Annotated in this window: 12 protein-coding genes; 7 read left to right on the top strand and 5 right to left on the bottom strand. The window is 74.8% G+C overall.

Annotated elements, in window-relative coordinates:
- Positions 1–3: 3 nt before the first annotated feature.
- Entirely contained in the window at positions 4–933 is a 930-nt protein-coding gene (locus tag ACZ63H_RS03160; RefSeq protein ID WP_469861589.1) for an NADP-dependent oxidoreductase, read from the bottom strand.
- Positions 934–1,022: 89 nt separating this feature from the next.
- Between ACZ63H_RS03160 and ACZ63H_RS03155 the strand changes: the two genes are divergently transcribed.
- On the top strand, positions 1,023–1,403 hold the full coding sequence (locus ACZ63H_RS03155) for a winged helix-turn-helix transcriptional regulator (RefSeq protein ID WP_469861588.1): 381 nt from the start codon (positions 1,023–1,025) through the stop codon (positions 1,401–1,403).
- 312 nt (positions 1,404–1,715) lie between these two features.
- Here ACZ63H_RS03155 and ACZ63H_RS03150 read toward each other — a convergent pair whose 3' ends face one another.
- Complete coding sequence (locus tag ACZ63H_RS03150; protein ID WP_469861586.1) at positions 1,716–2,927, bottom strand: RICIN domain-containing protein; 1,212 nt, start codon at positions 2,925–2,927, stop codon at positions 1,716–1,718.
- A 561-nt stretch (positions 2,928–3,488) separates the two neighbouring features.
- Between ACZ63H_RS03150 and ACZ63H_RS03145 the strand changes: the two genes are divergently transcribed.
- Entirely contained in the window at positions 3,489–3,917 is a 429-nt protein-coding gene (locus ACZ63H_RS03145) for a hypothetical protein (protein WP_469861584.1), read from the top strand.
- A 254-nt stretch (positions 3,918–4,171) separates the two neighbouring features.
- Here the strand turns inward: ACZ63H_RS03145 and ACZ63H_RS03140 are convergent, their stop codons facing one another.
- Positions 4,172–5,761, bottom strand: coding sequence for a PucR family transcriptional regulator (locus ACZ63H_RS03140; protein ID WP_469861582.1), 1,590 nt, complete (start codon positions 5,759–5,761; stop codon positions 4,172–4,174).
- A gap of 89 nt (positions 5,762–5,850) precedes the next feature.
- Here ACZ63H_RS03140 and ACZ63H_RS03135 point away from each other — a divergent pair, with 89 nt between their 5' ends.
- The 5 genes from ACZ63H_RS03135 to ACZ63H_RS03115 all read left to right on the top strand — a co-directional run bounded on the left by ACZ63H_RS03135 (position 5,851) and on the right by ACZ63H_RS03115 (position 12,550).
- A complete protein-coding gene (locus tag ACZ63H_RS03135) occupies positions 5,851–6,873 on the top strand; it encodes a DUF917 domain-containing protein (RefSeq protein ID WP_469861580.1) in 1,023 nt (340 codons plus the stop codon).
- 145 nt (positions 6,874–7,018) lie between these two features.
- Positions 7,019–8,338: a hydantoinase/oxoprolinase N-terminal domain-containing protein gene (locus ACZ63H_RS03130; protein WP_469861579.1), complete on the top strand. Its 1,320-nt coding sequence runs from the start codon at positions 7,019–7,021 to the stop codon at positions 8,336–8,338.
- Positions 8,339–8,435: 97 nt separating this feature from the next.
- A complete protein-coding gene (locus tag ACZ63H_RS03125) occupies positions 8,436–9,845 on the top strand; it encodes a purine-cytosine permease family protein (RefSeq protein ID WP_469861577.1) in 1,410 nt (469 codons plus the stop codon).
- A 61-nt stretch (positions 9,846–9,906) separates the two neighbouring features.
- Positions 9,907–11,481: a hydantoinase/oxoprolinase N-terminal domain-containing protein gene (locus ACZ63H_RS03120; protein ID WP_469861575.1), complete on the top strand. Its 1,575-nt coding sequence runs from the start codon at positions 9,907–9,909 to the stop codon at positions 11,479–11,481.
- Complete coding sequence (locus tag ACZ63H_RS03115) at positions 11,474–12,550, top strand: DUF917 domain-containing protein (RefSeq protein ID WP_469861573.1); 1,077 nt, start codon at positions 11,474–11,476, stop codon at positions 12,548–12,550. Before ACZ63H_RS03120 ends, ACZ63H_RS03115 begins: the two co-directional genes overlap by 8 nt.
- A 309-nt stretch (positions 12,551–12,859) precedes the next feature.
- Here the strand turns inward: ACZ63H_RS03115 and ACZ63H_RS03110 are convergent, their stop codons facing one another.
- Both ACZ63H_RS03110 and ACZ63H_RS03105 read right to left on the bottom strand, forming a co-directional pair.
- Entirely contained in the window at positions 12,860–13,618 is a 759-nt protein-coding gene (locus ACZ63H_RS03110) for a DUF2182 domain-containing protein (RefSeq protein ID WP_469861571.1), read from the bottom strand.
- A complete protein-coding gene (locus ACZ63H_RS03105) occupies positions 13,615–14,229 on the bottom strand; it encodes a DUF1326 domain-containing protein (RefSeq protein ID WP_469861569.1) in 615 nt (204 codons plus the stop codon). The genes ACZ63H_RS03110 and ACZ63H_RS03105 overlap by 4 nt, the downstream gene beginning before the upstream one ends.
- Positions 14,230–14,372 lie beyond the last annotated feature (143 nt).

Here is a 14,372-nt window from a genome sequence, read left to right as displayed (position 1 = left end):
GAATCAGACAGTGAGGACGAGCTTGCCCTGGAGGTGACCGCCGTCGAGCAGCCGGTGCGCGTCGGCGACACGCTCGAACGGGAACGTCTCCTGCACGTGGACCCGGAGCCTGCCCTCTTCGACGAGTTCGACGAGACGTCGCAGGGCGACCGGGTCGGGGTCGACCGCGATGCCGCTGAAGCGCATGCCGGCCGCCTCGTACAGGGCAGCGAGCTCCTGATCCTCCTCGGCGACCGCCGTCACCAGGTGACCGCCTGGACGGAGCACTCCGAGCGACCGTTCGACGGTGTCGCCGCCGACCGTGTCGAGTACGACGTCGATGTCGCGGACCGCCTCGGCGAAGTCGACCGCCGTGTAGTCGATCACCTCGTCGGCGCCGAACCCCTCGACGAACTTCCGCTTGCTCCCGCCGGCGGTCGTGATCACGTGCGCGCCGAGCGCCTTCGCGATCTGGATCGCGACGTGGCCGACCCCGCCCCCACCGCCGTGGACCAGGACGCGGTCGCCCTCGCTGACGCCGCCGAGATCGACGAGACCCTGCCACGCCGTCAGCCCGACGACCGGCAGTGCCGACGCCTCGACGTGCGAGAGCGACGCCGGCTTGCGCGCCAGGTGCAACGCAGGCGCCGACACGACCTCGGCGTACGCGCTCGCCGCCCGCGGGAACAGCGGCATCCCGAACACCTCGTCGCCGGGCTTGAACCGCCACGTTTGCGGCGCCTCCTCGACCACGCCGCTGATGTCCCAGCCGAGAGTGAACGGCGGCCGGCCGATCAGCGGGAACTCGCCCGCGCGCAGGCGCGCCTCCAGCGGGTTCAGCCCGATCGCCTTGACGCGGACGAGGACCTCGCCCGGAAGGGGCTGGGGCTCGGGCGTGTCCACGATGGTGAGCACCTCGGGACCGCCGAGTGACTGCTGGGTGACGACTCGCATGACTCTCCTGGTTTTCGAAGGGGAGGGAGCCCAGGCTAGGTTTCCGACAGGAACCAGCAGGTACCTCAGGCGCGGGTACCTTTGGCCGCATGAGCGCTTTCTGCCCCGGTGGTCTCTTTCTCGCCGACTGCCCGGCGCGTCTGGCGGTCGAGCTCATCGCCGACAAGTGGACGGTGGTCGTGCTCGCCGGTCTCAGCAGGGGCCCGGTGCGCCATGGCGAGCTGGTCGAGTTGATCGGTGGCATCTCCCGCAAGATGCTCACCCAGACGCTCCGACGGCTGGAGGCGCACGGACTCGTCCGCCGTCACGCCTACGCCGAGGTCCCGCCCCGCGTCGAGTACGAGCTCACACCGCTCGGGGCGACGCTGATCGAACCGATCCATACGCTGACCGAGTGGGCGAGGGCGAACGGCGAGGCGGTGCTGGACGCACTCGACGCCGGTCCCGAGCCGGTCGCCCATGGCGACTGAGGCCCCGCTGGGGCGGTGACCTGCTGACGGTCCGTAGGCGCGGGCCGGTCGTGGGCGCAACCGAAGCCGGTATTCCGCCGGAGCCGGTCCTGCGTGATGAGATAGCCGTGGCCGTGTCGACGATCAGGAAGTCCGCCGGCGACCGCATGCCCTGACCTTTGCCGTCCAGCCAGACGGGAGCCGACGACCAGGAGGCCCTTGACGGTCCGATAGGGCGGGACATCGACCGCGACCGCCTGGCGACAGGCGGCCCCCGTCGGCCATGGCGACGCGTCTTCCCTCGGCCGGCTGCGTCGGCGGCCCCGCGCCGTCTCAGCCTGCGGTGAAGGTGAAGGCCTGGCCGGAGCCTCCGGTGCATGTGGCCTGCACGGCCTCGGCGCCGTCCGTGGCCGGGGGGAGGAAGCCCACGCACAGGTCGCTGTGCAGTGGCCGGAGCCGGAAACCGCCGCCGGAGGCTTCCAGACGGAACGTCTGGCTGTCGCTGTCCGCACAGGGTCTGGGGGAGAGCAGGGCGCCGGGAAACGTGGAGCCGTCGTCGACGGCAAGGCAGCCGACACCCTTGTCGGCGTCGGGGTGGTGCCACTGGATGCGGTAGTTCCGCCCGCCCAGCCTCTGAAGATAGACGCGGGGCAGCGGGGCGTCGGCACAGGAGTGCTGGACGGCGATCTCCCGGTCGGTGCGCCCGTTGCGTTCGCGGCCCTCGGTCAGACACAGGGAGGCGGAGGAGGCGGGGTGGATGCTGGTCCAGCCGGTGGCCGGCAGTCGGGCGGGAACCGGTGTCCGTGCGGCGGCGGGTGGGGCACTGGAGCGGGAGGCTGTTTTCTCCTCGTGCTCGTCCGGGGCCTCGGCGGTGACCGAACGTCTTGCGGTGGGGGAGGAGGTGGGCTGCTCGGGCTCCGTGCGGGGCGCGGTGCTCGACGGCGGGGCGCTTGAGGACGCGCTGTCCGCGCGGTTGTCGTCGGCGCGGTCGTCGTGGGGCCAGAGCGCGAGAGTCAGGACTCCGGCGACGGTCAGGGCGGTGATCGCGACCAGCGGCCCGTGCCGTTGCCAGTTCGACTGAGCGCGCGGGGGGCTGGAGCCGTCACCGGCCGGCCCGGAGTCCGCTTCGCCGACCGGACCGGTGTCCGGGGTCCGCTCCTCGTCGGGGGCTTCCTCGTCGCCCCGCGGTGTTCCCGGTGGGGTGTCGGCGTCGGTCGGAACCGCGGTCTGCGAGGCCTTTGCAGGTGCGGGGGGTGGGACCCCGACGGGGGAGACGGACAGGCGTCGGCGGGCGCCGAGCCAGGCGGACACCGTGTCGTCGTCGGCGCCGCAGGCCCGTACGTAGGCGGCCAGGAGCTCCTCGCGGGGAAGATGATTCCGGCTGAGGGCGGTGGAGATCGTCGCGCGGGGCAGGACGTCGCCCGCCTCGGCGGCGTTGCGCTCCAGCTGCCGGTAGCTCAGGTCCGCCCAGCGGCGTAACTGCCGCATCAGTTCCACGAACTCCGCAGGGCTGTGCGCCGCTGCCGGATCGGGCCCCCGTTCCATCACCGCTCCCTTGGCTCGTGACTACCAAGGAAGCTTAGAGACCGTTGCTCCGTCCACCAGTGCCGTTACCCAACGTTGTCCGGCCGAGTTCCGCGGCGGGGTGCCTTCAGCCGCCTGACCCCACGTCAGTTGCACTGTTTCGCACCGTTCATCACCGTTATGCGGCGGTAGCCGACGACGCTGCCGGGGGCGGGGGTGGGTGGCCATGCGCGTCGTTGGCCCCGTTCACCGGTGCCGCGTTGCTTCCGGCCCGTTCGCGGTGTCCCAAGCGGCGGCGGAATCAAGCCGGACATCACCGCTGACCAGGAGAGACGTACCTGGACTGTCTCGGACACCCCAGGCCGTTGCCGAGCGCGCCGGACGCCCCGAGGCTCTTGCTCATCGCCCCGCACCGCCGGGCCGCGCCACGTCGAAGGTGCTGCCCCGCGCGATGTCGGGCCCGCTCTGCCGCTCACCGGTGTCGACGGCCGCAGGCAGGCGAGGAACGCGCCCGGCATGCCCCCCACACAGGCGCCCGGCTGCCCGGCACCCACTCATCCCTTCAGCACAGGAGGAAACAGCATGCGCATCACACGAGCCCGGCGGACCCGTCCCCTGGTGGTCGCGGCCCGCACCGGAACCCTGCTCTCCGACGGCGGCGCCGCAGCCGTCTCGGGCGGCCTGTTCTCCGCCGCCACCTCGGGGAAGCCCGCCGACACCCTCGCCAACGCCGCGGCCGCCCGGAAGCTCGGCGTCATTGCGGGCGGCACGGAGCAGGGGACCGACTCCGGCAAGGCGCCCTGGGGCAACAGCGCGGCCACACCGCAGATCCGTGTCAAGCCCCTCCCTGTCGTCGGCGCCCTCGTCACGAAGGCACGCCGCTGCCGGTGGCGGGATCGGCCCGGCCAGACCGTCGGACCCAACGGATCCAACGCGGCCCGACCTCGGCCTGCGCGTCCGACCGGCCATCGCCGACCGGGGGCGGCCGGCGGGCCCGGACCACGTCGTTGAGGGACCAGCCAGGGCGGCACCCTCACCGTCAGCCCGCTCCCACCCGTCTCACGAAGCACCGTCCACCGCCGCATCGAGCGGCCGGCCGGCGCCCGGACACCGGTTCCGCCCCGAACGGGCCCGTGACCGCTCGGCCGTTCCGTTCCGGCCTCTCGGCTGAGGCACCGTTGACCCGGCCGAACACTCCGTCCGGTCTCCCCGGCCCCGGACGGAGTGCTCAGGGCGGCACGGGCTGCGCGGCCACGTCGTCGGCCTCAGCCCTCGCGGCCCCCCGGAACCGAGGGGGCAGGGCCTGCCGGACCGGCGCCGGCGGCGACGGCACGGCACGCGAGTTGCAGGGCGAGGCGTACCTCCGGATCGGCGAGGTCGGCGCCGGTGAGTTCGGTGACCCGGCGGATCCGGGCACCGACGGCGTTGCGGTGCAGATGCAGGGCCTCGGCGGCACGAGCGGGCGAGTTGTTGTGGTCCAGGTACGCCTGGAGGGTGCGCACCAGCGGCCCGGCCCGTTCCGGGCCGAGGGCCAGCACCGGTGCGAGGAGCTCGCCGACCGCCTCCCGGGCCGAGTCGGACGCGTACCACTCGGTGAGCATGCGGTCCAGGCCGGCCGCGTCGTGGACCACCACCGGTGCGTCCGGTTCCCGCAGCAGCGCGGCCGCCGCCTCGCGGGCGGTGGCCCGGATGCCCAGCACGCCGCGGTGGGCGCCGCCGACACCGCAGCGCAGGGCCGCGGGATGGTCGCGCTCCAGGCGGCCGGCCAGCCGGCGCACGTCGTCGCCCAGCCGCCGGCGATCCTCGGCGCCCGGCCCGGCTTGCCAGGTGGCGAGCAGGATCAGCGCCTCGTCGGCGAGGGCGGCGTTCCAGCGAACGGCCGTGGTTCCGGCCGGGGCGCTCGCCTCGGTGCCGCCTGCCGACCAGTCCCGCAACAGGGTGAGGGCTTCCGACATGACCGGTTCGAGGACCTCGTAGCGCTCGCCGGGCGCCCCCGTCTCGAGGCGCAGTGCGATGTGGTGACCGTCCACCGGCAGGCCCAGCGCCCGGCCGCGGGCCGCGAGGCGGGCGGTCCGCTCCCGGGGGGCCACCAGGATCTCCGCCAGCAGACGGCCGCGCGAACGCACCGGTACATCTCCGCGGCCGCCGCCCGCCGCGGCCAGCGCCGCCATCGCCAGCACGGACCGCACCGCCTGCCCGGTGTGACCGCCGGCGCGCAGCGGGGCGGCGAGCCGTACCTCGCCGTCCGGGCCCGTCGCCGAGGCGCCCGCCTCGCCCGGGCCGGCCAGGCGGACCTCGACCGGCACGCCCAGCGCCCGCGCGGCGACCCGGGCCGCGCCCGCCGGGTCCCCCGCCACGCCGGGCAGTGCGGCGGCCGCGGCGGACACCCGGGCGAGCGCGTCGGCAGCGTCTCCGGCCACCGCCCGCTCCACCGCCACCACCAAGGCCGCCAGGTCGCCGTCCGCGGCGAGCAGCGCCACCCGGCCTCGTTCCGCCAGTGCCCGCACGGTCGCCGGCAGCGGCGGCCTGCCGTGGTCAGCGGGAGGGCCGTCCGCCGCCGCGAAGCCGGTCCCCGCCGGGGCGCCCGGTCCGCCGCCCACGTCCGCGGTGCCGTGCCCGCCGGTGAGGACGACGGCTGCCGCGCCCGCGGCGGCGGCCTCGCGCAGGGCGACGTCCAGCAGGAGGCCGGGAACCGGCGCGGTGAGCACGACGAGCGAGCCTCCGGGTACCCGCACGAGGCCCTCGCGCCGCGTCTCCAGGCGGGCACACGTGACGGGGCGGGCGTCCAGGGGGCCCGCCAGGTGGCGCACGTCACGCAGGCCGGGCGCGGAGAGCAGATCGGTGAGGAGGACCATGGCCCCAGTGTGCCCTGCGCACATCCGAGCGCTGAACGGTGTGCTGCGGGACACTGAAAGCGGACGGAATGCTTCCTATGGTTCTTCCCATGGACCTCGACGCCGCGGCGCTCGCCGCCTTCGCCCGGGGCTGCGCCCTGCTGGGTTCGGGGGGCGGCGGCCCCGTCTCGGTGACCCTGCCGGTCGCCGCGCAGGCGCTGGAGGAGTGCGGCCCCGTGCCGGTCGCCGACCCGCGGGACCTGCCCGGTGACGCCCTGGTGATGCCGTTCAGCCTGGTGGGTTCGCCGGCCGTGGCGGCCGAGCGGATCGGTGGCCGCGACGAGCCGGCACGGCTGCGCGACCGGGTGGAGCAGCTCCACGGCCGGCCCGTCGCCGCTGTGCTGAGCAGTGAGATCGGCGGCCTCAACGGGCCCGCCGCCCTCGCCTGGGCCGCCCGGCTCCGGCTGCCGCTGCTGGACGCCGACAGCATGGGCCGGGCCTTCCCACGGATGAACCAGAACGTGCTGGAACTGGCCGGGTTGCGGCCCGGGCCCGCCGTCCTGGTCGACGAGTACGGCCACACCGCGGTCCTCGACCACGTCGACGGCGTCCATCTGGAACTCCTGGTGCGCGGTGTCGTCGACGCGCTCGGCGGCCGCGCCGCCTCCAGCGACTACCCGCTCACCGCGGCCCTGGCGGCCGCGCACGCGGCCACCGGCACCGTGACCCGCGCCCTGGCTCTGGGCCGCGGCGAGGTGCCCGCTCCGCTGCTCACCGGCAAGGTGGCCGACCTGCGTCGGGCGGGCGAGGCCACGCACGTGCTGCTGGAGGGCACCGGTGGCGACGACGGGCGGCTGCTGCGGCTGGAGGCCCGCAGCGAGTTCCTGGCGGTTGTGGAGGACGGCGCCTGCCGTGCCCTGGTGCCCGACGTGATCTCCCTGGTGGACAGCCGCACCGGCTGGGCTCTGCCGGTGGAGGAGGTCCGCTACGGCATGCGGGTGGCGCTGCACGTGCTGCCGGGGGCGCCTGCCTGGTACACCCCGGCGGGACTCTCTCTGGCCGGTCCGGCCGCGTTCGGGCTGACCGGACTGGTCCGCCCGGCCGCCACCGAGTCCGCCGCGGGCACCCGGTGATCCCCGGCAGCGGCGCCCGGTGGGCCGGCATCCGGTCCGTCCGTGCCCGGACCGCGGCACGGGCCGCCCGCACCGGTCCGGCGGCCCGTGCCGCCCGCGCACCCGTCCGCCCCACCGTCACCGCACCCGCCGACGGAGGTGTCCGGTGATCCTCGGCATCGACATCGGTTCCACCAGCACCGACGCGGTGCTGCTCGACGACGGCCGGGTGGTCGCCACGGCGAAGGTCCCGTCCCTGGCCGGTGACCCGGTGGCCTCCTTCCTGGCCGCCGCCCGGGCCGTCCCGGCCGCCGTCCGCGCGGACGTCGGGCAGGTCGCGCTCGGCTTGCGGGCCGCCGCCGGGGCGGTCGCCGCCCGGCGCGGCCTCGGCCGCGTCGGTGTGCTGCGCATCGGCACGGCCGACGCCGTACGGCCGCTGTACGGGTGGCCCGCCGACCTGCGGGCGGCGGTGCTGGCCGGCGTTGCGGAGGCCAGGGGCGGCGGCGGCCTCGGCCCCGGTGCCGCGGTGCCCCTCGACCGGGACGCGGTGGCACGGTTCGGCGACCGGCTCGCCGGACGCGCCGACGCCTTCGCGGTGAGCGCCGTCTTCGCGCCCGCCGACGGCAGCCAGGAGCGCGAGGCGGCGGAGATCCTGCGGGCCCGCACCGACGTGCCGGTCCTGCTCTCCGGGGAGGTCGGCCCGCTGGGCCTGCTGCACCGGGAGAACGCCACCGTGCTGGACGCCGCCCTCAGTTCCCTCGTCGACGGCATCGCCGGCCGGGTGGAGGAGGCCCTGCCCCGGCTCGGGCTGGCGCCGGGCGCCGCGGTGTTCGTCACCCGGCACGACGGCACCCTCATGACCCTGGACTATCTGCGCCGCCAGCCCGGCCTCAGCCTCGGCTCGGGCCCCGCCTGCACCCTCCGCGGCGCCGGCCTGCTGGCGGGGAGCGAGGACGCCGTGGTCGCCGACATCGGCGCCCGCCGCGCCCGGGTGGGAACCCTCAGCGGCGGCTACCCGCAGGTCTCCGGCACCACCGAACACATCGGCGGCGTCCCCGTCAACCTCCGCTTCCCCGACCTGATCACGGTGGACGCCCGGGCCCACCGCGACCTCGCGGAGGCCGCCGACCGCATGCGCCCGGGCGCCGGGCACTTCCCGCTGATCCTGGTCGGCGGCGGCGCGGACGACGTACCGGACGTGCCGGGTTTTCCCGTCGTGCGGCCGCCGCACGGGGCGGTGGCGGGCGCGTTCGGCGCCGCGGCCAGCCCGGTGGGCGGTCACCACGAGCGGATCGTCCGCCCCGGCACGATTTCCGCCGAGGACGTCCGTGCGGAGGTCCTCGACCTCGCCCGGGCCGGCGCCGTCCGCGCCGGGGCCGATCCGAAACGCCTGTCCACCGTGCTCGAACCCGACCTGCCCGTCCCGTATCTGCCCGGCGCCGTGCTGGTCAGGGCACGGGCCGCGGGACCGCCACTGCCCCTGTGACACCGGCCGCCGAACGCCGTGCGGCCGCCCCTCCCGCCCCTGGCGGCGGCCCATGAACGAGCCGCCGTACACCGCCATCCCCGTAGCGAGGACCAGCATGCCCAGACCACAGGGCACCCCGGAGACGACCGGGGCCCACACCGACGAGGAATACCCGCTGGAGAGGGTGCCGCGCGCGGCCCGCCACTCCTGGTTCGGCGTCGCCGTGCAGCGCTTCGGGCAGCTCTCCGACCTGACCCAGTTCCTGCTCGGTGCCACCCTGGGCGCCGGCCTGTCCTTCTGGGGCGCCTTCTGGGCGTTCACCCTGGGCTCGGTGATCCTGGAGGTCGTCTGCATATTCGTCGGCATCGCCGGCATGCGGGAGGGCCTGTCCACCTCGACACTGGTGCGCTGGACCGGCTTCGGCCGCTACGGCGCCAGCCTGATCGGCCTGGTCATCGCGGTCTCCCTGTTCGGCTGGTTCGGCGTGCAGACCGCGGTGTTCGCCGCCGGCCTGCACCAGTTGGTCGGCGCGGTTCCGATGTGGGCGTGGTGCCTGATCTGCGGGCTGGGCGTCACCGCTCTCGTGCTGCGCGGGTTCCGGGCGATGGGCTGGACCGCGTTCGTCACGGTGCCCGCCTTCCTGGGGCTGGCCGGCTGGGCGATGGGCGTGGAGTTCGCCCGCCACGACATGCTCGATCTGGTCCATGCCCAGCCGTTCGGCGCCCACCTGTCGGTCGCCACCGGCGCCACCATCGTGGCCGGTTCGTACATCGCGGGAGCGATCGTCACCCCGGACATGACCCGCTTCAACCGCAACGCCGGTGACGTCGTCAAGCAGACCGTGATCGGCATCTCGCTCGGCGAGTACGTGCTCGGCCTGGCGGGCGTGCTGCTCGCCTACGCCGTGAAGTCGTCCGACCTGATCGCCATCATCACCTCCTCCTCGGGCGTGGCCGGCGTCATCGTCCTGGTCTCCGCCACCGTCAAGATCAACAACTGGAACCTGTACTCGGCCACCCTGGGCCTGGTCAACGCCGCCGAGGCGCTGCTGCACCTGCGCCTGAACCGGGTCGCCGTGACCGTGGCCCTCGGTGTGCTGGGCTCCGGCGCGGCCGCCGCGGGCATCCTGGACCGGTTCACGACCTTCCTGACCGTGCTGGGAGTCCTCACTCCGCCGGTGGCCGGGATCATGGTCGCCGAGTACTTCGTGGTCAAGCAGTGGCGGCCGCACCTGGACGCGTCCCGTTCCCGCGGCCGGCTGCCGGAGACCGAGCCGGGCTGGGTGCCCGCCACCCTCGCGCTGTGGCTGGTCTCGTCGGTCTTCGGCTGGTTCTGCGACCACTACCAGTGGTGGGGCGTGCCGGCGCTCAACTCCCTGGTCGTGGCGGGCCTCGGCTACGTGGTGCTCGGCCGCCTCGGCCTGGTCCGCTCCTTCGGCGACCGGCCGACCGTGCAGCCCGCCCGGCCCGCCGCCCAGATCGAGGCGGAGGCCGCGACGGCCGCCCAGCACCCGGCCGCCGTCTGACCCGATCGCCGGGGCCGGCCGCCCCGGACCCCCGCCCCACCCGTACGGACGAAGGAACACCATGCGCATCGGCATCGACGTCGGCGGAACCAACACCGACGCCGCGCTCCTCGCGGACGACGACCGCGTCCTCGCCGCCGCCAAGACGCCCACCACCGCGGACGTCACATCCGGCGTCGGCGCCGCGATCCGGGCCCTGAACCCGCCGGTCGGCGACATCACGGCGGTGATGATCGGCACCACGCACTTCCTCAACGCCCTGATCGAGGGTGCCCGGCTCGCCCCGGTCGCCGCCGTGCGGCTCGGCCTGCCCGCCACCGCGGCGCTGCCCCCGATGACGGACTGGCCCGACCGGCAGCGTGCCGCGGTCGGCGGCCACGCCTACCTCTGCCACGGCGGCCGGGAGTTCGACGGCCGGCCGCTCTCCCCGCTCGACGCGGACGAACTGCGCCGAACCGCCGCCGACATCGCGGCCCGCGGGCTGTCGTCGGTCGCGATCTCCTCGGTGTTCTCCCCGGTCGCCGAGGAGGACGAGCGGCGCGCCGCCGAGATCCTCGCCGCGGAACTCGGCCCCGGCACCCGTTTCTCCCTCTCCCACGAGATCGGCCGGGTCGGGCTGCTGGCCCGGGAGAACGCCACCATCGTCAACGCCGCGCTGCGCGACCTCGCCGACCACATCGTGGAGTCGTTCGGGAAGGCGCTGGCCGCGGCGGAGATCACCGCCCCGTTCTTCCTCTCCCAGAACGACGGCACCCTGATGGACGTCGGCCACGCGCGCACCTACCCGGTGGCCACGTTCGCCTCCGGGCCGACCAACTCCATGCGCGGCGCGGCCTTCCTGTCCGGCCTGGCCGACTGCGCCGTCGTCGACGTCGGCGGCACCACCGCGGACATCGGCATCCTCACCGGCGGCTTCCCCCGCGAGGCCGCAGGCGAGTCGGAGGCCGCCGGCATCCGCACCAACTTCCGCATCCCCGACGTCCTCTCGCTCGGCATCGGCGGCGGCTCCCTGGTCGCCGGGGACGGCGAGACCGGGCCGCGCTCCGTCGGTTACCGGCTCACCGAGGAAGCGCTCGTCTTCGGCGGCTCCACCCTCACCGCCACCGACCTGGCCGTCGCCGCGGGCCGCGCCGAGGTGGGCGACCCGGGCCGCGTCGCCCACCTCGACCGGGCCTTCGCCGAGCGCGCCCTGACGCGCATCGCGAGCCGACTCGCGGAGGCCGTCGACCGGATGCGTACCTCCGCAGCGCCGCTGCCGGTGGTGGCCGTCGGCGGCGGCTCGATCCTCGTCCCCGAGACCCTGCCCGGCTTCGACGACGTGCGCCGCCCCGCCAACTTCGGTGTCGCGAACGCGGTCGGCGCCGCCATCGCCCAGGTCGGTGGCGAGGTCGACCGGGTCTTCCGCGTCCGCGAGGGCCACCGCGCGCAGGTGCTCGCCCAAGCCCGCGAGGAGGCCACCGGCCGCGCCCTGGACGCCGGCGCCAAGGACGGCACCGTCCGGATCGTCGACATCGAGGAGGTGCCGCTCGCCTACCTCCCCGGCGGGGCCACCCGGATCCGCGTCAAGGCCGTCGGCGACCTCGACCTGCACCGCATCCAGCACGTCACGAACACCGGAGCCCCGACCCATGCGTGAGATCACCCTCGACAACCTCGACGACATCGCCCGCGGCGCCGGCATCCTCGGCACCGGCGGCGGCGGCGACCCCTACATCGGCAAGCTCCTCGCCCGCGAGGCGATCCGCGCCCACGGACCCGTCACCGTCGTCGGCATCGACGAGGTCCCCGGCGACGCCCTGGTCGTCCCGGTCTCCGGCATGGGCGCCCCGACCGTGCTGCTGGAGCGCGTCCCCAACGGCGGTGAGGAACTGACCGCGTTGCGTGCCCTGGAGAAGCACCTCGGCCGGTCGGCGACCCATCTGGTGCCGATCGAGATCGGCGGTGTCAACTCCATGCTGCCGATCGCCTGCGCCGCGCAGGCCGGGCTGCCGCTCGTCGACGGCGACGCCATGGGCCGTGCCTTCCCCGAGGCGCAGATGGTGCTGCCCGGTCTGATCGGGGTCGCCAACACCCCGATGGCGCTCGCCGACGACAAGGGCAACACGATCGTGGTGGACGCCGTCTCCAACCACGCCGCCGAGCGCATTGCCCGGGCCGTGTGCGTGGAGCTCGGCTGCCAGATCTCCTGCGCCGACACCGTCCTGCGGGGCGACCAGCTCGCCGCCGGCCTGGTGCCCGAGACGCTCACCCTGGCCGAACGGCTCGGCGCCGCCGTCCGCGAGGCCCGCGCGAGGCACGAGGACCCGGTCGCCGCCGCGGTCACGATGCTGCGCGGCATCCGTCTGCTGACCGGCAAGGTCGTCGACGTCTCCCGGCGCACCGAGGGCGGCTTCGCCCGTGGCCGGGCCATCCTGGAGGGCATCGGCGAGGACACCGGCCACACGCTGGAGCTCGGCTTCCAGAACGAGCACCTGCTGGCCGTCCGCGACGGTGTCACCGTCGCCACCACGCCCGACCTGATCTGCGTGCTCGACAGCGAGACCGGCGACCCGGTGACCACCGAGGGCCTGCGGTACGGGCTGCGTGTCTGCGCCCTGGTCGCCCCCTGCGATCCGCGCTGGACCTCCGCGGACGGGCTCGCCCTCGCCGGGCCGCGTTACTTCGGTTACGACACCGACTACCTGCCGTTCGGCAGCGCGCTCTGACTCCGTGATCCGGCGCGCGTGCGGAGGCACCTCCCCGGCCGCCCGGTACGGGCCGGGGCGGGCCCGGGCGGCGCGGCGGGCAACGACGCGACCGCGGGTTCCCGGCCGCGGTGACCCCGGAAGCCGGGTCGGGTCAGGTCGGTGTACAGCAGGTGGTGGTCGCAGTAGGCGGTAGGTCGCACGCGGTACCCGACGGCGGTGATGCCACGCAGGAAGACGTAGCCGAACTGAGCTGCCAGCCGGTGATCGGTTCGCATCCTTCGGAGGTGCTCGGTGCGCCATGGCGTGCCGAGGATTCCGATCCTGTCCTCACATCCCGCCCGTACCGCCGCCGGTGAGGCCCGCGGCCAGCGCCGGGACCCAGAAGACGGCGACGGCCAGGCCGATCGAGGCGGTTCCCACGGCACGGGCCACCAGGCGGCCGGCCGGAGCGAGCTTCTCGGCGGTGATCACGGCGGTCAGACCCACCATGGCCCACAGGTTCATCACACCGTACGCCGCCAGCAGCGCCATCAGTGACCAGCAGCAGCCCAGGCAGAAGGCTCCGTGGTGGGCTCCGGCACGCAGATCGCGCGAGGGTCCCGGGTACGAGGCGTAACGCAGCATCAGCCCGACCGGCGAGCGGCACCTCGCCAGGCAGCGGTCCTTGAAGGGCATGAGCTGGTAGGCGCCACCGATCGTGAACACGGCAGCGGCCACCGCGGTCCCCGCGGCCGCGGGGAGGTCCGCCGCCCCGCCCAGGCCGGCCGCCAGCCCGTACGCCGGCAGCCCGGCCGCAGCCCAGACAAGCAGGTAGGCGGCCGTGAAAACGGCCATGCGCGATGCCCGGTGCGCGGTGATGGTGCGGGCGTACAGCGCGGCGACGGGCGCCGTGGCGGGCAGCATCATCGCGGCCGTCATCAGCGTCCACACGGCGAGGAAAGCGGGCAGGTCCAGGCCCATGGTCCCCGGCATCGCCTGCATGTCGCCCCAGCGCGTCACCACCCAGGCCCAGGCGGCGGCCGCGGCGGCCAGCAGCACTGCGGTGGGGCCCGCCCCGCGGCGGACGGTGGCCGGCGAGCCGCTCACGCGGACCACGTGAAGGGCGCCGAGTGTCCGTTGCCGCCGGAGAAGTCCCAGGACCGGCCGTACACGCCCTGGCCCCTCGCCCGGGTCGACCGGGCGATGGTCAGCGTGCTGTTCACGGGGTGGAACATGCCGGTCAGTCCCATGACCGGACCGCCCTCCCCGAACTGCGGGGCGACCTGATCCTCGATCTCGATGTCCATGGTGCCGCCCACCCGTGCGGAGTGGCGGCGGCCGTCGTCGCGGTAGTCGATGGGAACGCGCTCCACGCCGAGGACCTCGCCGATGAGCGGGGTGAGTGCCGCCATCGGCCCGCCGGCCCGGCCGGAGAAGACCTTGCCCAGCGCCTCCGCCTGGCCGTCGTCGGCCGCAGCGTCGAGGTACAGCGCCACCTGCCACCCGCCCTCGGCCATCACCCGGGGCGCGTCGATGAAGACGGCGACGTTGTGGCCGGAGACGTCCGTGCCGTCCACGGTCCCGCGGTCCACGTGGAACGCGAAGGTCACCTGGCAGCGCTCGTGGTCGGCCGGTGCGGTCAGGCCCGAGGTGGTGCAGGGGCACACCACGTCGCAGTTGCAGCTCTCCAGATACGTGCCGTTCAGATTCCAGGGCATGGCTCTTCGCCTCCCTACGTCCCCCGTGGAGGGGAGGCATCGGGAGGGCCCGTTCCGTCCCGTTGCCGCTCACCTCCAGGCTATTCCCACCGGCGCGGGTGACGCAGATCCGCTGCCCGGCGCCGGTCGGCGCCGGCGGACGG

Source organism: Streptomyces sp. NPDC104831 (assembly GCF_055583025.1).
This window is presented reverse-complemented; position numbering and strand designations above follow the sequence as displayed.